Origin of the sequence: Slackia equolifaciens, from assembly GCF_003725995.1 — a bacterium.
Lineage (GTDB): Bacteria > Actinomycetota > Coriobacteriia > Coriobacteriales > Eggerthellaceae > Slackia > Slackia equolifaciens.
Genome location: NZ_QIBX01000009.1, coordinates 16,512 through 37,229 on the forward strand (window position 1 = coordinate 16,512; position 20,718 = coordinate 37,229).

General features: G+C 59.4%; 15 protein-coding genes. 5 read left to right on the forward strand and 10 right to left on the reverse strand.

What is annotated here, in order from left to right; translation table 11 throughout:
* Nucleotides 1-6: 6 nt before the first annotated feature.
* Both DMP06_RS06085 and DMP06_RS06090 read right to left on the reverse strand, forming a co-directional pair.
* A complete protein-coding gene (locus DMP06_RS06085) occupies nucleotides 7-2,571 on the reverse strand; it encodes an ATP-dependent helicase (protein WP_123208864.1) in 2,565 nt (854 codons plus the stop codon).
* A 331-nt stretch (nucleotides 2,572-2,902) separates the two neighbouring features.
* Nucleotides 2,903-3,883 (reverse strand): undecaprenyl-diphosphate phosphatase, encoded by a 981-nt coding sequence (locus DMP06_RS06090; protein ID WP_123208865.1) that lies wholly within the window; start codon nucleotides 3,881-3,883, stop codon nucleotides 2,903-2,905.
* 356 nt (nucleotides 3,884-4,239) lie between these two features.
* Between DMP06_RS06090 and guaA the strand changes: the two genes are divergently transcribed.
* The 3 genes from guaA (at nucleotide 4,240) to DMP06_RS06110 (ending at nucleotide 8,494) form a co-directional block, all read left to right on the forward strand.
* A complete protein-coding gene (gene guaA, locus DMP06_RS06095) occupies nucleotides 4,240-5,832 on the forward strand; it encodes a glutamine-hydrolyzing GMP synthase (protein WP_123208866.1) in 1,593 nt (530 codons plus the stop codon).
* 100 nt (nucleotides 5,833-5,932) lie between these two features.
* Nucleotides 5,933-7,234, forward strand: a complete 1,302-nt coding sequence (locus tag DMP06_RS06100) for an ATP-binding protein (protein WP_123208867.1) — start codon at nucleotides 5,933-5,935, stop codon at nucleotides 7,232-7,234.
* A gap of 345 nt (nucleotides 7,235-7,579) precedes the next feature.
* Nucleotides 7,580-8,494 (forward strand): hypothetical protein, encoded by a 915-nt coding sequence (locus DMP06_RS06110; RefSeq protein WP_123208869.1) that lies wholly within the window; start codon nucleotides 7,580-7,582, stop codon nucleotides 8,492-8,494.
* 406 nt (nucleotides 8,495-8,900) lie between these two features.
* Here DMP06_RS06110 and DMP06_RS06115 read toward each other — a convergent pair whose 3' ends face one another.
* From DMP06_RS06115 to DMP06_RS06130, 5 genes are all read right to left on the reverse strand, one after another.
* Entirely contained in the window at nucleotides 8,901-9,695 is a 795-nt protein-coding gene (locus DMP06_RS06115) for a hypothetical protein (protein WP_148042501.1), read from the reverse strand.
* Nucleotides 9,696-10,080: 385 nt separating this feature from the next.
* Nucleotides 10,081-12,357 (reverse strand): leucine-rich repeat domain-containing protein, encoded by a 2,277-nt coding sequence (locus DMP06_RS06120; RefSeq protein WP_123208871.1) that lies wholly within the window; start codon nucleotides 12,355-12,357, stop codon nucleotides 10,081-10,083.
* A gap of 660 nt (nucleotides 12,358-13,017) precedes the next feature.
* Nucleotides 13,018-13,380, reverse strand: coding sequence for a hypothetical protein (locus DMP06_RS06125; protein WP_123208872.1), 363 nt, complete (start codon nucleotides 13,378-13,380; stop codon nucleotides 13,018-13,020).
* 33 nt (nucleotides 13,381-13,413) lie between these two features.
* Nucleotides 13,414-13,575 carry a hypothetical protein gene (locus tag DMP06_RS11515; RefSeq protein ID WP_181443025.1) on the reverse strand — a complete coding sequence of 54 codons (162 nt, stop codon included), beginning with the start codon at nucleotides 13,573-13,575 and terminating at the stop codon, nucleotides 13,414-13,416.
* A 177-nt stretch (nucleotides 13,576-13,752) separates the two neighbouring features.
* A complete protein-coding gene (locus DMP06_RS06130) occupies nucleotides 13,753-14,661 on the reverse strand; it encodes an amidohydrolase family protein (protein ID WP_245962406.1) in 909 nt (302 codons plus the stop codon).
* On the opposite strand from DMP06_RS06130, the gene DMP06_RS06135 reads away from it, so the two are divergent.
* Complete coding sequence (locus DMP06_RS06135) at nucleotides 14,648-15,379, forward strand: nucleotidyl transferase AbiEii/AbiGii toxin family protein (protein WP_123208873.1); 732 nt, start codon at nucleotides 14,648-14,650, stop codon at nucleotides 15,377-15,379. The two genes, DMP06_RS06130 and DMP06_RS06135, sit on opposite strands and share 14 nt — an antisense overlap.
* Before the next feature lie 435 nt (nucleotides 15,380-15,814).
* Nucleotides 15,815-16,504, forward strand: a complete 690-nt coding sequence (locus DMP06_RS06140; protein WP_245962407.1) for a DUF3800 domain-containing protein — start codon at nucleotides 15,815-15,817, stop codon at nucleotides 16,502-16,504.
* A 306-nt stretch (nucleotides 16,505-16,810) separates the two neighbouring features.
* Here DMP06_RS06140 and hydF read toward each other — a convergent pair whose 3' ends face one another.
* Genes hydF through hydG form a run of 3 tightly spaced genes read right to left on the reverse strand, consistent with a single transcriptional unit; the run spans nucleotide 16,811 to nucleotide 20,704 of the window.
* Nucleotides 16,811-18,151 (reverse strand): [FeFe] hydrogenase H-cluster maturation GTPase HydF, encoded by a 1,341-nt coding sequence (gene hydF / locus DMP06_RS06145; protein WP_123208874.1) that lies wholly within the window; start codon nucleotides 18,149-18,151, stop codon nucleotides 16,811-16,813.
* Nucleotides 18,152-18,207: 56 nt separating this feature from the next.
* Nucleotides 18,208-19,269, reverse strand: a complete 1,062-nt coding sequence (gene hydE, locus DMP06_RS06150) for a [FeFe] hydrogenase H-cluster radical SAM maturase HydE (protein ID WP_123208875.1) — start codon at nucleotides 19,267-19,269, stop codon at nucleotides 18,208-18,210.
* Nucleotides 19,270-19,279: 10 nt separating this feature from the next.
* The gene (hydG, locus tag DMP06_RS06155) at nucleotides 19,280-20,704 is read right to left on the reverse strand and encodes a [FeFe] hydrogenase H-cluster radical SAM maturase HydG (protein WP_123208876.1); all 1,425 of its coding nucleotides are present in this window, start codon (nucleotides 20,702-20,704) and stop codon (nucleotides 19,280-19,282) included.
* Nucleotides 20,705-20,718: the final 14 nt, after the last annotated feature.

A 20,718-nucleotide genomic window follows, 5' to 3' on the forward strand; every position in this document is an offset into this window, starting at 1 on the left:
TTCTGTTTAGTTGATCTTCACGATGGGTGCGTAGTCCTTGAGCAGCTTCTTGGTCTTGCCGGTCTTGGCGAAGTGAACGTGCAGCAGGTCGCCGTCCACCTTGATGACCTTGCCCTTGCCGAACGTCTTGTGGTCCACGGTATCGCCCACGGCGAACGTCATGTTGGCCGCCGCCTTCTTGCCGGCGTTTGGGTTGGTGCGCACGCCGGACGAGCCAAGCGATGAGCCCGAACGCGATGCGCCGGACCCGCCGCCCGAACCCGAAGTGCCGCGTGAGCTCGCACCGCCCATGAAATCGGCGAACGACGAACCCGCCGCACGACCCGCATTACGAGGACGGCTGCCACCGGCGCTCGACTGGCCGAACACGCGACCGCCGCCCGCCTCGGTGCCGCTGCCAGAGATGCCGCGACGGCTGCCGCGCTTCTCCCAACCCGTGCCCGAGAAGCCGGAGCTTCCCAGTCCGATGGTGCGGCGCAGCTCGGAGGGAATCTCGCCCACGAATCGCGACGCGGGGTTGGCCACCGTATCGCCGAAAATCTTGCGCGTTTGAGCGCAGGTCAGATACAGCTTCTTGCGGGCGCGCGTAATGGCGACGTAGGCCAGACGACGCTCCTCCTCAAGACCCGCCTCGTCATGCGCGGAGTTGCTGTGCGGGAACAGCGTTTCCTCCATGCCCGCCACGAACACGCAGTCGAACTCCAAGCCCTTGGAGGAATGCACGGTCATGAGCGTAACCGCCTGGCCGTCCTCCGCCTCGGCGGCGTCGAGGTCGGTGCGCAGGCGCACCCATTCGATGAAGTCAGCCAGCGAATACGGCGAAAGCGTGCGAATGGCCGCCAGCCCCTCGGAGCCGGACGCACCGAACGAGCCCTCGCTATCGCTTGCGACCAGCGTTGTCATCGACAGCTGGCCCTGGCCCGTGCCGGAATCTCCGAAGGTTTCGCCCGCGGGCTCTTCTCCTCCGGTGCCAACAACCTCAATGAACGCATCTTCGTCGTTGTCTTGATGCGACTCCACATACTCATCCACAACGGACAAGAATTCCTTGATGTTTTCTATGCGTCCACGCGCCTCATCGGTGTTTTCGGCCTGCAGCGCCGCGATGAGCCCGCTTTTGTCGATCACGGCCTCAATCACCTTGCGCAGGTCGCCGCCATAGCTGCGCGCCTCTTCGATCAGGCTCACGAACGCCCCCAGCGCCGTGCGGGCGCGCATCTGCAGATGATCGTCGGCCACGCACAGCTCTGCCGCCATCATGAACGGCATGCTGGCCTGGCGCGCGGCGCTCTCGATATACTCGATGGTGGTTTTGCCGATACCGCGGCGGGGCGTGTTGATCACGCGCTTGGCGGCTATATCGTCAGCGGGGTTCACCAGCAGCGTGAGGTACGCCATCACATCGCGAATCTCTGCGCGGTCGAAGAACCGCGTGCCGCCGACGATGCGATACGGCACGCCCGCGCGCAGCAGCATGTCTTCGAGCGAACGGCTCTGCGCGTTGGTGCGATAGAACACGGCTATCTGGTCGTACGGGATGCCTTCGGCGCGCTGATGCTCGATCTCCGCCGCGATCCAACGGCCTTCGTCGCGCTCGTCGGCGGCCATGTACACGTTGATCTTTTCGCCCTCGCCCGCCTGGGTGTACAGACGCTTCTGCTTGCGATGGATGTTGTTTGCCACCACGGCGTTGGCGGCCGCCAGGATGTTGCCGGTGGAGCGGTAGTTTTCCTCCAGCTTAACGGTGTGCGCGTTGGGGTAATCCTGCTCGAACTCCAGGATGTTGCGGATGTCGGCGCCGCGCCAGCTGTAGATGGACTGGTCGTCGTCGCCTACGACCATGATGTTCTTGTTCTTGGCGGCGAGCATGCGGCAGATCTCATACTGCGCGTGGTTGGTGTCCTGATACTCGTCCACCAGAATGTAGCGGAAGCGGTCCTGATACGCCTCCAGCACGTCAGGATGGTTCTTCAGCAGAAGCCACGTATACACGAGCAGGTCGTCGAAGTCGAACGCATTGGCGGCCTTCAGGCGCTGCTGCAGCTTCTCGTATACGCGGGCCGCCACCTTGGCTCCGGGGTCGCGCGCGTCTTTGGCGAAATCGCCCGGCACGATGAGCTCGTTTTTTGCCTGCGAGATACGGCTGCGGATATTTTGAATGGGGTAACGCTTGGGGTCGATGTCCAGCTCGGCCATAATTTCTTTGACCAGGCGCTTGGAATCGTCATCGTCGTAGATGGTGAAGCCCTTGTCAAAGCCCAGGCGTTCGCAATCCACGCGCAGAATACGCACGCACATGCTATGGAAGGTGGACACCCACATGCCGCGTGCAGCAGGGCCCACGAGCGCGCCCAGACGCTCGCGCATCTCGGCAGCGGCCTTGTTGGTGAACGTGATGGCAAGGATCTGCCAGGGCTGCACGTTAAGATCGCTCAGCATATGCGCGATGCGGTAGGTGAGCACGCGCGTCTTGCCCGAGCCCGCCCCCGCAAGCACCAGCAGCGGCCCTTCGGTGCACAGCACCGCCTCGCGCTGCGCCTCGTTCAAAGAATCGATATCCACCGTGCTCATGCAAGCCCTCTTTCGCTTTATCACTCCGCCGCAGCGGCTTCGCACTTTCCGCCGCATCTGGCGCCCTCGCCGCCACAAGAGCAGCGCGCCAGCGGCCTTCTCGCCCTCCGACGCATGCGCGCGCCCGAGGGCACAAAAGGGCGCAGCAAGCGCCGCGCCCAATATCGATTGCATTCTCTGCCGCATTGGCATCGTATACCTTAGCGGCCCTGCCCCGCTGCTCCACAGGAGCGCAGGACGTCTCCCGCCCATAACGGGCAAGCAGCCGTGCACCTCGGCCTCGAGGCTTCCTCCGCAAGTGCCCCACCCGTAGCGGGCCGAACGCCTTGCCTTAGACGATCACCAGGAAGTAAATCAGCACCACGGCGCCCACGATGATGCGGTAGATGCCGAACGCCGTGAAATCGTGCTTCTTCACATAGCCCACCAGGAATTTGATGGCCAGCACCGACACGATGAACGCCACGATGAGGCCCACGGCGAAAATCATCCATTCCATGGAGGTGTAGTTCAAGCCGTGGCGGAAGAACTTCAGCAGGCTCCAGCCGAACATGATGGGGATGGCCAGGAAGAACGCGAACTCGGTGGCCACGGTGCGCGAGGTGCCCAAGAGCATGGAGCCGATGATGATGGAACCCGAGCGCGAGGTGCCGGGAATGACCGCCAGGCTCTGGAAGATGCCGATGAGGAACGCCTTGCCGTACGACATCTCGTCGAACGTGTTCACCTTGGCGATGACACTCGAGGCGTCGTATTCGGTGTCGGCGTTGGGATCAACCGACACATATCGAGACTGCTGCGATTGCGCACCCTCCCCTGCTCGGCCGGGCACGCGCGCGTGCTTGCCGCGGGGCGCCTCGGACGCGGCGGCGATCAGACGGCGGTTGCGCGCCTCCATCACGATGAAGATGATGCCGTACACCACGAGCGCCGACGCCACCACGATAGCCGAGACATCCTCGTTGGTCATGATGTTGGTTTCGACCCAATCGTCAAGCGCCAGGCCCACGATGGCGGCCGGGATGGAACCCACCACCACCTTGGCCCAAATGCCCCAGGTGGTGCGCTTCTGCTCGGGCGTCTTGCGGCGCGAGAACGGATTGAGCTTGTGGAAGAACAGCACGATAACGGCCATGATGGCGCCCAACTGAATGGCAACCAGGAAGGTGCTGTAGAACTCGTCCGACACATTGAGCGGCACGAACTCGTCCAAAAGCATCATGTGACCGGTGGACGAGATGGGCAGCCATTCGGTGATGCCCTCGACGATGCCGAACAGGCACGCTTTGAGCGCTTCAATCAATACATCCATGCAGTTACTCCTTCGAATAATTCCTCGGATCGAATCTGTAGCCTCGCGCCGCACAGGAATCAGGGCGACGAGACGCGCGCCATGCAACAGACGCGAGTATGCTGCAGTTTTCAAGGACGCCTTGAAGTAGACCGCTCAAAGCGTGCACAAAACACCAGGTCACAGCAGCGGCCAACAATCAGCTACTTCGCCGTGCGTCAAAAAACTGCAGCATACTCGCGTCTTTTTTTGCTCATGACGCAGCAAAAACGCAATTCGGGAGGGTTTTCGCTCCCTGCGCTTTTCCGCCGCGGTATTCTAACATATGCGGTATGCTTATTCGTACGTTTCAAACACCCGACAAAAGGAACAAACGCATGAACGAATCCACCTTCGCTGAGCAGAAAGTAGTCGTGTTGGACTTCGGAGCGCAGTACGGGCAGCTCATCGCCCGCCGCGTGCGCGATCTGGGCGTGTATTCCGAGATCATGCCCTGCGACGCATCCGCCGACGAAATCTCCGCCGCACATCCCGCGGCGCTCATTCTTTCCGGCGGCCCCGCGAGCGTCTACGCCGAGGACGCCCCCTCCGTGGACCCCGCGATTTTTGACATGGGGCTGCCCATTTTGGGCTTTTGCTACGGCCACCAAATCATGGCGGCCACGCTCGGCGGCGAAGTGGCGCATTCCGAGGTGGGCGAATACGGCGCTGCCAAGATCATGCGCGACGGCGAGAGTGTGCTTTTCGGCGACACGCCGGCCGAGCAGACCGTGTGGATGAGCCACCGCGACGCCGTGAGCCGCGTGCCCGAAGGCTTCACCGTCACCTCGCACACCGACGTGTGCCCCGTGGCCTCCATGGAGTGCGCCGAGCGCAAGCTGTTCTCCACGCAGTTCCACCCCGAGGTGAAGCACACCGAGCACGGCAACGAGCTTTTGCGCACGTTCCTGTTCGACGTGTGCGGCTTTGAGGGCACGTGGACCATGGACAACATCATCGAGCAGAAGGTGTCCGAGATCCGCGAGCAGGTGGGCGACGCGCGCGTGATTCTGGGCCTTTCCGGCGGCGTGGATTCCTCCGTGGTGGCAGCGCTTTGCGCAAAGGCCATCGGCAAGCAGCTGACCTGCGTGTTCGTGAACCACGGCCTCTTGCGCAAGAACGAGCCCGAAGAGGTTGAAGAGGTATTCACCAAGCAGTTTGACGTGGACTTCGTGCACGTGCATGCCGAGGAGCGCTATGCCGAGCTTTTGGCCGGCGTGACCGACCCGGAGGCCAAGCGCAAGATCATCGGCACGCAGTTCTGGAAGGAATTCTTCGCCGTGGCGCAGGAGCTGGACGGCGTGCAGTATCTGGCGCAGGGCACCATCTACCCCGACATCATCGAGAGCGGCGCACGCAAGACGGGCGGCAAAGCGAGCACCATCAAGAGCCACCACAACCTGATTCCCTTCCCCGAAGGAGTGCACTTTGACCTGATCGAGCCGCTTGATCACTTCTTCAAGGACGAGGTGCGCGCGCTGGGCACCGCGCTTGGGCTGCCCGACCACATCGTGCACCGCCAGCCCTTCCCCGGCCCGGGATTGGCCATTCGCATCATCGGCGACGTGACGCCTGAGAAGCTGGAGATTCTGAAGAACGCGGACGCGATCGTGCGCGAGGAGCTGGACGCGTACAACCAAAGGCTGTTTGAGGAGACTGGCGAGCGCAACAGCGAGCACAGCTGCTGGCAGTACTTTGCCGTGCTGCCCGATATCAAGAGCGTGGGCGTGATGGGTGACGAGCGCACGTATCAGCGCCCGATCATCCTGCGTGCGGTGGAGTCGAGCGACGCCATGACCGCCGACTGGGCGAAGCTGCCCTACGACGTGCTCGCACGCGTAAGCGGCCGCATCGTGGCAGAGGTGCCCGGCGTGAACCGCGTGGCGTACGATATTACCAGCAAGCCGCCTGCGACTATTGAGTGGGAATAAAACTCCGCCTGATTTTCTCCAAAACTGGCTTTCTTACGGCCTTATTTTCGCCAATTTGTGCGAAAATAAGGCCGTAGCCATTTTTAGAGGAGGGGCTTGCATGGAACGATTCCTCATGGATGAACTTGTTGTCTGGAAGAACAGACCCCGCCGAAAGCCGCTCATTCTCAATGGCGCGCGTCAGGCTGGAAAGACTTGGCTGCTTAAAGAATTCGGAAAAACGCAGTTCGAGAACGTTGCATACGTGAATCTCGACGACAATCCCAGGATGCGCGAGCAGTTCGAGTTGGGCTACGACATCCCGCGCATCGTCTCCGCCATCCAGTTCGAGACGGGGCGGGTCGTGTCCGAGGGAGGCACCCTCATCGTCCTCGACGAGATCCAGGCGTGCCCGAAGGCGCTCACCTCCCTCAAGTACTTCTGTGAGGAGGCGCCTGGGTACGTGGTGGCTGCGGCCGGTTCGCTTCTGGGAATCACCGTGCACGAGGGTAGCGGGTACCCCGTGGGGAAGGTGAATACGCTCGACCTTTACCCCCTTAGCTTTCGGGAGTTCCTCGTCGCGACGGGGAATCGGTTGCTCTGCGACCTCATCGACACGGGTGACGCGAGCCTCATCAACAGCTTCTCAAGCAAGTTCGTTCCGCTCCTTCGCCAGTACTACTACGTCGGGGGGATGCCGGAGGCCGTGAGCGTCTTCCTTGAGCGAGGCCTCTTGGAGGACGCGCGCGAGGTGCAGCTCGATATTCTGCGCGGCTACGAGCGCGACATCTCGAAGCACCTGAGCAGAACCGAGACCGAGTACGCGCTCGCCGCGTGGCGCTCGATTCCGTCTCACCTCGGCCGCGAGAACAAGAAGTTCGTGTTCAGCCACATCGCGTCGGGCGCTCGGGCACGAAACTACCAAGCGGGCATCACGTGGCTCACCCAGGCGGGTATTACGACCCTCGTCCGCAGGATTTCGAAGCCTGGCATCCCCTTGGCCCCTTACGCCGACGACACGGCGTTCAAGCTCTTTCTAGTGGACGTCGGACTGCTGGGCGCGATGGCGGGGCTCGACAAGGAGACGGTCGTCGGGGGCAGCGAGATCTTCGAGGAGTTCAAGGGCTCCCTCACCGAGCAGTACGTCTGCCAGCAGCTCGTCTCCGACTGCGGACTTACGCCGTATTACTGGTCCGCCGAGAACTCCTCGGGGGAGATTGACTTCCTGGTTCAGGGGTCGAACAGTGTCTACGCCATCGAGGTGAAGGCGGAGGAGAACCTGCGGGCAAAGAGTCTTCGATCGTTCAAGGAGTCCCACCCGAAGATCAAGTCCGTGCGCTTCAGCCTGTCGGGATACCGCGAGCAGGACTGGATGAGGAACGTCCCGCTGTACGCGATGTCGGACATGGGGCTGTGGGGATAGGTGCGTCTGCCAATGTTTCACCAGCTCAAACCTCCTTCCATATCCTGGTCGACGGGCTAGCCTTTCTCTCGAAAGTCGGGGGAAAGAGAGATTCCATGTCAGGCGGGTTCGGACATCTCGATAGCCTCCCCGAGAACCGCAGGCGCTGCACTCTTTGCCCTGGGGACCGCAGCCTTCTCGCAGCGCGACCCGAGCGTGTAGGGGCGTGTTTGGAAAGAGCTGTACAGTTCATGCACGAACCCGCCGCTCATATAATGCATAGCGGGCATAGACAACCTAATTGCACATAATGGGGTGCTGTCCGCTATCCGCTTGTATCCCTTCAACACGCCGAAAGAGGCCGCCATGGACTACCTAACCACGTTACATGAAGCAATTAAGAAAAAACTGATCGCAGTTGAAGGACCGCTTGAATTCGGAAACGGCGGAAGCAGGACGCGGAAGCTTTACCACCTCAAGCGCCTGGAAGACAACTTGGTCGTCCCGATGTCTGGAAGCGTTCGCGCCATGTATGAGCGCGGAGGCGGAAACGAGCTCGACGGGAAGATGTGCTCCATCCGGTCTAGTTCGGCCATGACGTTCAACCTGCTTGGAAACGGTCCTGTGAGGATCACTTCAGGAAAGCATGCTGGAAGCTATGAGCTCGCCTATGAGTACCAGCTGCCGACGTTGCGAAACAACCCGCATCCGGCGAATCTCGACGCGTATCTGAAAGGCGAAGGCGAAGACGTCTACTGCGAGATGAAGATGCTCGAATGGCTCGGGACTCCCCGTCACATCCTTCGCCCCGATTATCTCGAAACGACTCACTACCTCGTTCCTTGCGAAGATGCTGAAAGTTTCGTAGCGATGTTCCAGAAACTCGCGTGTATCTGCGTCATGGGAAGGGGGCGTAAGCCTGAACGCCTTTCAGGTGGAAGGTACGACAGCCTGCAGATGACGAAGCACCTGCTCGCGATCTACGGAAAGCTCGTGAACGACGCCACTTACCGACCAGGAAAGGTGACGCTGCTGAACAGCGTCTGGGAGTTCACCAACCCCAGTGTCCTGGAAGGCTACATGGAGAAATATCTGAAGATGGAAACGGAAGAGCATAAGGGCTTCGAAAGCTTTGCGAAGCTTGCCGAAGAATATATAGCCCCGCTGTTTGAGGCACGAGGTACGTCGCTCTCGATTGAATACATGACCGCTGCTGAGCTGATGGAAGTCGTCGAATACGAGCCTTGCCACCGTGCGAAGCTGGAGCGCTATATCGTCTAGCGAAGCTGTCGCGCCCGATTCCCGTTAGAAAGCCTCCCATGCTTACGGTGCTTGAAGGCACTCCGTGCTGTCCGGTCAGGGCTGCTGGCACGCCGCGGCGCCGACGTTGTCGCGCGTTGTTCGCGCCGCATGCCGCGCCGGGCCCGAAGGCCCCGACGCTGGTGCGGGTTCCGATTGCGAGTGCAGGTGGCTATGCGTGTTGCTCGGAAGCTGCACTCATTCGGGCTTTTGTATGCTGTGCACCCTGAATGCCGTTGAGGAAAAAAGACAAAGAATCTGCTCAGCAAGCAGCTGGGCAGGAGGACTTCCCTGTTTTATGGACATAAGACTGTGCCGTCCGTCTCTGCGGGCGTGACCAGCGCGGTACAGATCACCGCGAGAGAATTCCTGCCCGCCTCCCTACCCCCTACCACAATGCGGCACGTGCCGCCTTCACGAACGACCTCCATTCGTCGGCATCGGCCGCGACGGCCTTGTCCGCCGCCTCTTCGGCGAGCACATTCAGGACATGCGAGCGCTCATCGCCCACGCACGACAGAGCACCAATCCCCTCGAGATACGCCACCGCAAGCTCTCTGCGCCTCACGCGCGAAAGCACGTCGCCCAGGCTTTCGATCTGCCCATTCGTTGCCGGAAGACCCTTCGGCGACCCCTCCAGGAAAGCAGGGTCGAAGGGGAACTCGGCCAGGAACCTCTCGCGCGCCGCAACGTCGTCCCCCGCGCTTCGCTCCAGCTCGCGCGCCCTGCCCTTCTCCTCCAGCGAGAGGCTCCACCATTTCATGTTCTCGGCGACATGCGCCGCCACCCCGGCGGCATACCACGTCGAGCCATCCCACCATCGCTTGCTCTTCTGGCCCATCTCGCCTGCATCGAGCGCCGAGGAGCGCGAGAACACCCCGGCGTCCAGCAACCGGAACTCGTCGGCAATCCGCCATGCGGCCGAACGGATGGGTGATTCGGATCCAAGTTCAAACCGGCCCGTCATCAGCCCTTCCTGATTCGAGTCGAGCGCCCCGCCCCGCTCACGCCGACCGCACACGGGCAAATCGGTTGGCGAGAATTCCATATCGCACCGCCTTTCGAACCTCTCCGAGCAAAATGCCCAATACCATAGCTCCTCCTCGGACAACGCGTTCAGCTGACCGATGACGCGTTCGTCTCCTTCGCCCGCAATCGTTAGCACGAGGGAGACGTCATCCACCGCATTCCCTCCCGCCACGAGCGGGTCGTATGCCCAGACCTGGACCGTCTCCTCGGACGTCCACAGCTCCAAGTTGACCGCCAGAGTGACCAGCGCGACCTGAGCGCCAGGCGTCAATACTTTCGCAAGCGGGAGCAGCTCTCGTTTCGTGCTCGGCCACGAAAAGCCCCATCTCGTCTCTTAGGTATATTGCAGCGTCGTCCATTTCATACTTTTTGTATTATTCCATATTGGAATAATACATTTCCGTTGAGAGCATTACGAGACGCACCCCTCTTTCCCGTCAAACCAATCCCATGCCGCAGTGCCAGCGCACCCTAAAAGAACCGCCCCGCAGGATTGCCTGCGGGGCGGAATAAGACTCATAAAGCGCTTTTGGCGAAACCTAGATGCGAGACCTTCTCAGAGCGAACACCCCTGTTGCGATAGAGACGACGGCAAGGATAGAAAGCACTGTTATCGGCAGCATGGAGCCGTCGCCGGTCTTGGCGAGCGATTCCTTGTCGCCGTCGCTGGCGGCCTTATCGTTCGCAGATTCATCATCGACCACCTGCTTCTCTGCCGCGACAACGGTGAACTCGGTCTCGGCAGTGCCGGTATCGGAGACGATCGCCAGCGTATGCTTGCCTACAGACAGGGTTTCAAGATAGGAGGGCTTCAAGGTGACGATGGTGCTGCCCTCCTTTACAGTGTAGTTGGAGGAGTCCACGTCTTTTCCGCCTATCTGAACCTTTAAGAAGTCAGCGAAGGCGGCGTTGGAGGTGAAGGACAGTGCATCCTCGCTACCCTTTTGCCACTTTCCGTTCGCACCTTCAATGATCATTGCCTTGAAGGCGGGGTCGACCTCACTGCAGACGGTGCATTTGCCGTTTTCGTAGCTGTGACCGATGGCTTTGAGCATGGTGTCTTCAGCGGTGATTTCGTTCGAACCGTTCTCATCGCTGAAATACTTGCCGCAGGCATCACAGGTCCAATACTCAACATTGCCGGGCTCGGTGCAGGTGGCAGGGGTCGCCTCGGTCTTGGTGAGCGTATGTTTCAAAGTGAGATTACTTGGCTTCACTTCGTCAATCACATAGCCATCGCCCATAGCGCCGTCGGAAATGGCGAGAGAAGCAGTGATGTCAGCGCCGTCTTTGTCTTCTACGGAAACGATTGCAACATGGACTTTGCCGTCTTCGGATGCCTCAGCGTTTTTCAACACTTTATAGCACCATACATGTACGCCCTGTGACACATTTAAAAACGAACCGGTGCCTAAGCTCAAGCCATCCCTTACATAGACATTGGTTAAGTTATCGCATCCATAAAACGCATAATCCCCGATAGAAGTGACGCTCTCGGGAATGGTGATCTCTTTCAAGCTGGAGCAATCGGCAAATGTGCCCTGCCCGATAGAAGTGACGCTCTCGGGAATGGTGATCTCTTTCAAGCTGGAGCAATCGGCAAATGTGCCCTGCCCGATAGAAGTGACGCTCTCGGGAATGGTGATCTCTTTCAAGCTGGAGCAATAGGCAAACGCGCGATCACCAATAGAGGTGACGCTCTCGGGAATGGTGATCTCTTTCAAGCTGGAGCAATCGGCAAATGTGCCCTGCCCGATAGAAGTGACGCTCTCGGGGATGGCGACCTCGGTCAAGCCTGTGCACCAGCTAAATGCGTAATCCCCGATGGAGGTGACGCCCTCGGGGATGGTGATCTCTTTCAAGCTGGAGCAAAAGGCAAATGTGCCATACCCGATAGAAGTGACGCCCTCGGGGATGGCGACCTCCGTCAGGCTGGAGCACCCGTCAAACGCCCCATTCCCGATGGAGGTGACGCTCTCGGGGATGGCGATCTGGGTCAAGCTTAAGCAATCATAAAACGCGTCATCACCAATAGAGGTGACGCCCTCGGGAATGGTGATCTGGGTCAAGCCTAAGCAACTATTAAATGCGCCATCACCAATAGAGGTGACGCCCTCGGGGATGGCGATCTCCGTCAGTTTGGAGCACCCGCTAAATGCATAATCCCCGATAGAGGTGACGCCTTCGGGGATGGTGATCTGGGTCAAGCTTGAGCAAGCATTAAACGCGCCACCACCAATAGAGGTGACGCTCTCGGGGATGGCGACCTCCGTCAGGCTGGAGCACCCTCTAAACGCCACATCCCCGATAGAGGTGACGCCCTCGGGGATGGCGATCTGGGTCAAGCCATAGCAATAAGAAAACGCGCCATCACCAATAGAGGTGACGCCCTCGGGGATGGTGATCTGGGTCAAGCTTGAGCACTCACTAAATGCATGATCCCCGATAGAGGTGACGCCCTCGGGAATGGTGATCTGGGTCAAGCTTGAGCACCCTCTAAATGCATGATCCCCGATAGAGGTGACGCTCTCGGGAATGGTGATCTCGGTCAAGTCTGTGCACCAGCTAAATGCATGATCCCCGATAGAGGTGACCTTGTATTTCTGGTCACCGACTTCTATTGTTCCAGGGATTTCAACATCACCAGAAATGCCAGAGTCGGCGTGCGTCACCATCGCCTCATCAGTTTCCGTATCGTGTTGATAGGTTATTTGGCCTATCGTGGTTTCGCCCGTATCCGCAAAACATGGCGTGGCTGCGACGAAAGGCAAAGCAAATGCCAGGATGCAGAGTAGACTTAAAATACTTTTCTTCATGAAGAGTCTCCTCGTCTTATGAATAATCTATTGCTTTATTATCCCATAAAAAGAATGTTTTTCCCATAAAAAGAATGTTTTCCGCCTTCCGCTCTTGACAAAAGTCAGGGAGAAAGCCTCCGAGGGCGCATGGTTTGCATCCCCCGATTGCCGTATCAGAGACGGCGTGCGCGCCCGTTGAAAACCACCTGTGACCACTCCCCTTCGTAAATATGGGAGTAGTCGCCAGGGAATAGTCGCAAATCAGATGAAACGGAAGCAAAAACCTCATTTTGTAATCACCCCGTCCGATTACAAAATGATTCGCTCTACAAGGAACTTCCTGAAAGAGGAGCAACAAGATGACACGATATAGCATGTATTTTAAATTTGCGATGATTGAGTGGGAATGACGCTCAAAACGGCGCAAACCCGCATGAATACAGGCTTTTTTGCCCGTCCATATTGCTCTTGATACTGGATTGATACTATTTGTGTCCGCCCGGTACTCTCAAGAGAATAATCCCAAAAGGACAAGCAAAACCGCCCTGCTGAACGACAAATTCAGCAGGGCGGTTTTTTGCTTGTCTTATTTGTTTTTCCGCCAGGGGATATGGAAGAGAGCCAGGTGGAGAACCGCTTTTTACTCAAGATTATTTTGCCTGATAGTCGATGCGGCAACTAGAATTCCCGAAAGAAAATGTCCGCGTCGATCAATATGCTTTTGATATCTGCGAAGGCAGCATTGATTGCCTCAGCTGAAGCTTTGTTGGTTTTTACTTCAATTGTCATAAACGAAGTCCTGCCATCAATCGCATCATTCGTAATGATAATCGCTTCTCCTGGTTCCCCCGTGAACTCCGATTTAGCGCCAGGACCCATGACCGTTGTCTTCGTGTTGCTGATGACAACACCCGCATCGCTAAGACGCTTCAGCGCCAAAGATTTAATTTGATGATCCCTCTCGTAGTTGAAAGGACTAGAGAAAAGCATCTTGTAAGTGTATGTGGGCGATTTCTTCTTGCCAAATCCAAATAATCCCATGTTGTTACCTCATTTCGGGCGCGTGCTGGTTCTCTACGCAAGGCACCATTTGCTGAACTCGCTCATTGCGTCATTCAGTGAGGAATAAGGACCGTATTTTGATCTGCCGTCCATGACATAGACCCAGAACGTAACTCCATTGCCCTCAATCCAACAATGTCCGTAACTGCCGTGTCCATCCTTGTAGATAGCCATGGAACAACTCCTCTTCTCTTGGCGAAAAAATGCAGTTACATTTTAAGTTACGGCAAAAGGAGTGTAAACGCTCACCAGGTGTTCAATCTCGTTCAGCTCTTCGTGCAAGGTCGCGCACTTTTTCTTCAATTGTACGTGCGCACGCTTCGAACGCCTCATCTCAACCTTCGGCCTTCTCTACACTTCAAGTGGCACAAACTGGAAGGTGGTGCAATCCACCAAACCGCGATCCATGCGAAAACACGTTGCCGCATTAATGGTCACCATCTGTATTGCCCGCACGGCCGGAATACCACACGCAACAGCAACACGCAAAATGCGATCCAAATGCCCCTCTTCCACAATGGTGTACGGATGCAAGTCGTCAGAAACTAAGTTTGCAAAGCGAGAATCCACCTTGTTTTCTGTGAGGGCTTTAGCAAGCACGGGCAAATCAAGCCATGCAGAACCATGACGCAACTGCGCGTACATACCCAAGCGCATCTTGTCCAAGGCATCCTCTGCGCGAGTTGATTCATGACAACAGCGCACGCCAGAACCTGCATACGCATTGAGCCCTCTATCTGCTTCAGGGACCGAATAATGGCCTGTAATAACTTTGTCTGCCTTGAGGGTTTCGGCAAGTTCTCCGTGTGCATGGTCAGAACCATTTACCACACCAACGAAATTCATCATTTCGCCAAGTTCAACGACGCTATCCCACGTCATGCTTTCGCGAATTTCGTCTGGTCCAATGACGGATCCCGTATCTTCAAATCCTGGCACGGCTGGCACACAAGACGGCGTGGTAACCATAGCTTTAAGCGGCGTGTTTTTGGCATCTTCCAACATCGCCTGCACACCCTCAAGCCCAAGCACGTTGGCAATCTCATGAGGATCCCAATAAATGCCCACCGTGCCGTGAGGGATAACAGCACGGGCGTATTCGCCAACACCAACCATGGAGGATTCCACGTGAATATGGCCGCCCAAAAAACCAGGCGCGATATACGCACCTGCTGCATCTATAACTGTTGTGTCCTCGCCAACACAATGAGCAGCGTTGCCCACATAGGCAATACGACCCTCCACAATGGCAACATCCATGCTGTCCTGGATCTCAGCAGTACATACATTGACCATCCTCGACCTGCTCCGTGACGGAGAAGACCTCAGCCTCATCGCCAACGTTTTCGGTGACGCCAGAAAAACCTATCGCGAGGTTGAAGAACGCGCCTTCGCCGACAAGGTGGACGAGCTCGGCGGACGTTACGGGCTGCAGAAAAACTGCTCTTTGTACGAAAGGCTAGGAGGATCGAAGTGGCAAACGGCATCCACAAAGCTCCCGCCGAGTTCGATCATTCGCTGCGTGGTGACGCTTCCGCCCGAAAGGCTCACTCCCGCAAACAGGCTGGACGTGCCGGGGCTCGACGTTCAGGACTATCTCGTCTATTCGGTCGAGGACCAGCTCGCCGACAAGCTATGCGCGATCATGGAAACTCATCCCGGAGGATGGAGATCGTCCAGGATGAAAGACCTCACAGACGTCGTCGCGTACGCGCTTACCCAGTCACCATCGTCCGACGGATTAAGCGCGGCAATCGCAAACGAGTGCGCCCGCCGCTCGATGGAAATACCACAAAAATTCAAAGCCCCTAATGAATGGAAAGTTGGGTACCAGTCTTTCACTCTGAAAGCAAAAACGCCAGAAGAGTACCGGCCGTTTGACCAATCGTGCAGCTTAGCCTCGAAGTTGTTTGACCCCATATTGAAGGGACAGGCAGGCAACAAGAAGTGGAATCCCGATACCCTGGCATGGAAGTGAACCCGCAATCCGCCCATTCTCAACGACGCGCATCAGGTCGGAAAGACATGACTTCCCAAAGAATTCGGCAGGGTGCAGCTCGAGAACGTCGCATACGTGAACCTCGACGACAACCCCCCAGGATGCACGAACAGTTCGAGCTGGGCTACAACATCCCGCGCATCGTTTCGGCCACTCAGTTCGAAACGGGGGGGGTCGTACCCGAAGGAGGCGCCCTCATCGTCCTCGACGAGATTCAGGCATGCGGAGGACATCGATGGGAGGATGGCCGCAATCGGATAGGGGCCCCGCCCCCATCAACTTCACGTCGTCGCAGACTCATATCCCCGTTGCCAAAAACAGCATTCGATGATATAAATTAGCCGGTTCTCCGATAGGAGGGCTTCCAAGTGCCGGGGGCGTTTTCCCCGGCTTTCTTTGTATTAGGGGGGCGAATTGCGCGAGCTCAGCCTGTTCATAGACGAGTCCGGGAGCGACAACCTGAAGGACAGGTACTACCTCCTCACACTCGTGCTCCACGAGCAGGACGAGGACATATCTGACAGCATCCGCCTATACGAGCGGTCTCTCGCAGAGAAGGGACTGCCCGACATCCCGTTTCATGCTTCCCCGCTCCTGAACGGCCACGACGGCTACGAGAACATGGAGCCCGCCGACAGGAAGCGGCTCCTCTCGTCGTTTCGGGTGTTCTTCCGTCACATGCCGGTGCGCTACACGTGCATCACGCTCAAGACGAAGGAACACGGCGACCTTGATGAGATGACCGCCGCGATGCGGAAGCACCTCGTCGACTTCCTGTTCGACAAGCTGGCGTACTTCCAAGACTTCGACGTCGTGAAGATCTACTACGACGACGGCCAGAAGTCGGTCGCAAGAGCGATTCACAAGGCTGTCGACTACGCCCTCGCTAAGGACGCGGTGACATACAGGCTCGCGTCTTCCGCCGACTACAGGCTCAGCCAGATTGCGAACTACATCTGCACGATGGAGCTGACCGCCCTCAAGTACGCCGACGAGGTGCCGCGCCAGGCGTACACCATCGACGTACCTGGCAGCACCAACGGCTTTGCCCACACTTCTGGGCGCATCGCCGGACGCAAGGCAATAGAGATCATCCAGGAATAACCGGCTCACTTAAGGCTTGCCTTCCAACCACGAAGCCGTCTTTGGAGCCATGCGCAAAGGGACTGTATCAAATCTAGTGCTACAGCACGGCCCGCCAGGATCGAAAGGTCTTGACGGGCCTCCCTTTCTCTGGCCCCACGCGTCTGTGCGAGTCAAGTTTCGTAGACGCTTTATTCGTCTTTCCCAGAGTTGCAGTAGACATCCGGGCTGGAGTTGGCATCGTGTCCGTAGACGCTGGGACTGTTTTCAACACAGGAGCGTAGACAGCGGCATCAAGGCAGGGCGTCTCGCGTCCATCCCTCCGCCTCAGGCCGATCGCGCGCTACCTTCCATGACCTGCTCTGCAACCCACGGGAAGGCGCGGATAGAGCGCTCGAACACTCCCGTGCAGTAGGCGATCGTGAGGCCGTAGTTGGACACGGGGACGCCTGCCTCCACGCAGGCCCGAACCCTGGAGAGAACCTGGCGACGCGTGAACATGCAACCCCCGCAGTGGATCACCAGATCGTAGTCGCCCAGGTTGGCGGGGAAGTCCGCCCCCCTCACGTTGTCGATGGTCAGGCCCTCCCCCACCCTCTTGCGCAGCAGGCGGGGGATCTTCACCGTTCCTATGTCCTCCTCGATGGGGTGGTGCGTGCAGGCCTCGGCGATCAGGACGCGGGACTCCTCCGTGAGCCCGGCGATGGCGAGCGTGCCCATGGCCTGGGTGAGCAGGTCGCCCTTGTTGCGGGCAAACGCAACGGAGAACCCTGTCAACGGGATGCTGTCTGGCACCATGGCCGCAACGCTGCCGAAGGCTTGGGAATCTGTCACCACCAAGGCGGGGGGCTCCTCGAGAGCCGCTAGGGCTGCCGGCAGCTCGGTGTCCCGGACGCAAAGCGGGATGCAGCCGCCGTCGAGCAGGTCGCGTATGGTCTGCACCTGCGGCAGGATGAGCCTTCCGCGCGGCGCCTCCTTGTCGATGGGGATCACGAGGACAACCACGGAGCCAGCCGGCACGATGTCGGAGAGGATCGCGGGGGCGTTCACGAAACTGTCGGGCGCGTTGTCGAGCAGCGCCTGCCTGAGCTCGGCGACGCCCTTGCGCTCAGATGCCGCCATGCAGACAGCCGGCAGGCCCCTGGCCGCCGCGGGGATGCCCTCGCGGCACAGCTCCATCAAGCCGTCTGCCCCGCCGGCCGCATGCAGGGGCAGCAGGTCCGTTTTGTTGAAGACCAGGATGACGGGGATGCCCTCATCCTGCAGCTTGGCGAGGATGCGGTCCTCGTACGCCCCCCAGACTCCGGCCTCCGTCACGAGAACGCCCATGTCGCAGCGGCTGTACACCTGCTCGGTGCGCTCGATGCGCAGCCTGCCGACCTCTCCCTCGTCGTCGATGCCGGCAGTGTCGACGAAGAGAACGGGGCCCAGGGGCAGCAGCTCCATGGGCTTGTCCACAGGGTCCGTGGTGGTGCCGGCATAGTCGCTCACTATGCTTGCCTGCTGGTTCGTGATGGCGTTCAGCACGCTGGACTTGCCCACGTTGCGGCGCCCGAACAGGCCTATGCCCAGCCTCGAGCCCCGAGGCGCCCGCATCAGGGCGTCCCCGCTCTCGCGCACGCTTGTAGCCTCTGAGCGGCTGCCCTCCCGGCTCTCAGTCTTCACCATGGTATCCACTCCAATCGTGTCAGTCCCCTTCGCGGGCGCTCCTGGGCGGGGCGTGCTCAGCCCACCAGGGAGTCCCCGCGACCGACGACGAGCTCGTATCCGATGCGTGCCATCCGCGCCTGCAGGCAGAACCTGCACTCGGCTGCCTCCTCGCCGGTGCTGATCTTGTTGTCATAGAGGTCGTAGTCCTTCCTGTGCTCGACCGGCGAGAGGTTGGGCATCACCACGTTGGCGCCGGACAGGATGCCCTGTTCCCTGCCCTTCGGGTCGATGGTGCCGAGCGCGGTTGTCGCCGGGATCAGCGCCTTGGGATGCGCGAGCCTCAGGCACGCGAGCATGAAGAGCGTAAGCTCGAGGCTGCCGGCCTGTTCACCTGCGTACATGGTGTGGCGGTGCGGGATGAACGGCCCGATGCCGATCATGTGGGGCTGCAGGTAATGCAGGAAATCCATGTCGCGCGCAAGCTGCTCTGCGGTCTGCCCCGGCGAGCCCACCATGAAGCCGCTACCCACCTGATAGCCGATCTCGCGCAGGGTGAAGAGGCACTTGTGCCTTCGGAAGGGACTCATCTCCTGCGGGTGCAGGCTCCTGTAGTGCAGGTGGTCGGCGGTCTCGTGGCGCAGCAGGTAGCGCCCCGCCCCGGCGTCGAAAAGTGCCTGGTAGCTCTCGCGGCTGCGCTCCCCCATTGAAAGCGTGATGGCGCAGTCGGGGAAGGCCCCGTGGATCCGGGCGACCAGCGGCACTAAGCGCTCGTCGCTGAAGAAGAGATCCTCCCCGCCTTGAAGCACGAAGGTCCTGAAACCAAGCTTGTAGCCCTCCCTGCAGCACGCCATGACCTGCTCGTCGCTCAGCCTGTAGCGCACCGCGTTGTTGTTCGAGCGGCGGATGCCGCAGTAATAGCAGTTGTTCTTGCAGTAGCTCGAGAGCTCGATGAGGCCGCGGGTGTATACCTTGCGGCCGTAGTGCTCGTCTCGCACCGCGCGGGCCCGCTCGCGGATGCAGGCGGCGCTCTCCGGGGTCCTGCCCCCGATGAGCTCCACCCACTCCCCTTCTTCGAGCCTCCGCTGCTCCTCCAGCTTGTCGATGAGCTGCTGCTGCCTCCTCAGCGCGTCTGACATGAGCACCCGCCTAGAACCTCAGATCCCTCGCGCCGCCCCTGATGGCGTCGAGGTTGCGCAGGATCTGCCCGCGCATCCTCGACTGCCTGATGGTGGGGCTCTCGAGCTCGCGCTCCACGAGCGCCTCGCCGGCCTCGCGCACCGCAGGCGACGCGTAGTCGATGAGGTACTCCTCGAGGGTCATGAGGGCGTTGGGGTGGCAGAAGGCGGAAATCTGCTCTGCCTTGCACACCTCCATGAAGCGCTCTCCCTGGCGCCCCGCGCGGTAGCAGGCGGTGCAGAAGCTGGGGATGTAGCCCAGCTCGATGAGCCAGCCCATCACCTCGTCGAGCGAGCGGTTGTCGTTCACCTCGAACTGGCTCGTGCTCAAGTCCTCGGGCTCCGGCTCCAGGTAGCCGCCCACGCTCGTGCGCGAGCCTCCGCTGATCTGCGAGACGCCCAGCTCGAGCAGGCGCTCCCGGCACGCCCTGCTCTCGCGCGTGGAGACAATCATGCCGGTGTAGGGCACGGCGATGCGGATGCAGGCGACGATTTTCATGAAGGCGTCGTCCGGCACGCCGTTGTCGAAGGCGCCTGGGTCGATGTCGTCTGCCCTGCGGATGCGCGGGACGCTGATGGTGTGGGGACCCACCCCGAAGGCGGCCTCCAGGTGCTCGGCGTGCATGAGCAGCCCCGCGAACTCATAGTCGTAGCCCTCGAGGCCGAAGAGAACGCCCAGGCCGACGTCGTCGATGCCGCCTTGCATGGCGCGGTCGTGCGCCTCCGTGTGCCAGGCGTAGTCGTGCTTGGGGCCGCTGGGGTGCAGTCGCTCGTAGCTCTCGCGGTTGTAGGTCTCCTGGAACAGGATGTAGGTGCCGATCTCGGCCTTTTTCAGCCTGCGGTAGTTCTCGACCGTGGTGGCGGCGATGTTGACGTTGGCGCGGCGGATCGAGCCATTCTCGTGCTTGACGGAGTAGATGGTCTCAAGGCTCTCGAGCACGTACTCGATGGGGTTTTCCACGGGGTGCTCGCCCAGCTCGATGGCCAAGCGCTTGTGCCCCATGTCCTGAAGGGCGCGCACCTCGGCGGCGATCTCCTCCTGCGTGAGCTTCTTGCGCGGGATGTGCCTATTCTGGGCGTGGTAGGGGCAGTACACGCAGCCGTTGACGCAGTAGTTTGAGAGGTACAGCGGGGCGAAGAGTACGATGCGGTTGCCGTAGTAGGCCTGCTTGATGTCGCGCGCGATCTGGAAGACCCTCTGCGTGCGCTCCTCGTCGTGGCAGGCGAGCAGGACGCTGGCCTCGCGGTGCGTCAGGCCCTTCATCTTGGATGCCTTCTCCAAGATCGCGTCGACGAGCGCCAGGTCCTGGGAGGCGCGCTCGGCGTACTCGAGCGTGTCGAGTATCTCCTGGTGGTTGATGAATTCGTCTGCATGGGGTGATGCTGCGTCGTACATTGCCTTTCCTTCTC

What these genes read in the sequence shown, in the direction of transcription:
- DMP06_RS06085 (WP_123208864.1), bottom strand. Translation starts at nt 2,571, where the DNA reads ATGAGCACGGTGGATATCGATTCTTTGAACGAGGCGCAGCGCGAGGCG.
- DMP06_RS06090 (WP_123208865.1), bottom strand. Translation starts at nt 3,883, where the DNA reads ATGGATGTATTGATTGAAGCGCTCAAAGCGTGCCTGTTCGGCATCGTC.
- guaA (WP_123208866.1), top strand. Translation starts at nt 4,240, where the DNA reads ATGAACGAATCCACCTTCGCTGAGCAGAAAGTAGTCGTGTTGGACTTC.
- DMP06_RS06100 (WP_123208867.1), top strand. Translation starts at nt 5,933, where the DNA reads ATGGAACGATTCCTCATGGATGAACTTGTTGTCTGGAAGAACAGACCC.
- DMP06_RS06110 (WP_123208869.1), top strand. Translation starts at nt 7,580, where the DNA reads ATGGACTACCTAACCACGTTACATGAAGCAATTAAGAAAAAACTGATC.
- DMP06_RS06120 (WP_123208871.1), bottom strand. Translation starts at nt 12,357, where the DNA reads ATGAAGAAAAGTATTTTAAGTCTACTCTGCATCCTGGCATTTGCTTTG.
- DMP06_RS06125 (WP_123208872.1), bottom strand. Translation starts at nt 13,380, where the DNA reads ATGGGATTATTTGGATTTGGCAAGAAGAAATCGCCCACATACACTTAC.
- DMP06_RS11515 (WP_181443025.1), bottom strand. Translation starts at nt 13,575, where the DNA reads ATGGCTATCTACAAGGATGGACACGGCAGTTACGGACATTGTTGGATT.
- DMP06_RS06135 (WP_123208873.1), top strand. Translation starts at nt 14,648, where the DNA reads ATGGCAACATCCATGCTGTCCTGGATCTCAGCAGTACATACATTGACC.
- DMP06_RS06130 (WP_245962406.1), bottom strand. Translation starts at nt 14,661, where the DNA reads ATGGATGTTGCCATTGTGGAGGGTCGTATTGCCTATGTGGGCAACGCT.
- hydF (WP_123208874.1), bottom strand. Translation starts at nt 18,151, where the DNA reads ATGGTGAAGACTGAGAGCCGGGAGGGCAGCCGCTCAGAGGCTACAAGC.
- hydE (WP_123208875.1), bottom strand. Translation starts at nt 19,269, where the DNA reads ATGTCAGACGCGCTGAGGAGGCAGCAGCAGCTCATCGACAAGCTGGAG.
- hydG (WP_123208876.1), bottom strand. Translation starts at nt 20,704, where the DNA reads ATGTACGACGCAGCATCACCCCATGCAGACGAATTCATCAACCACCAG.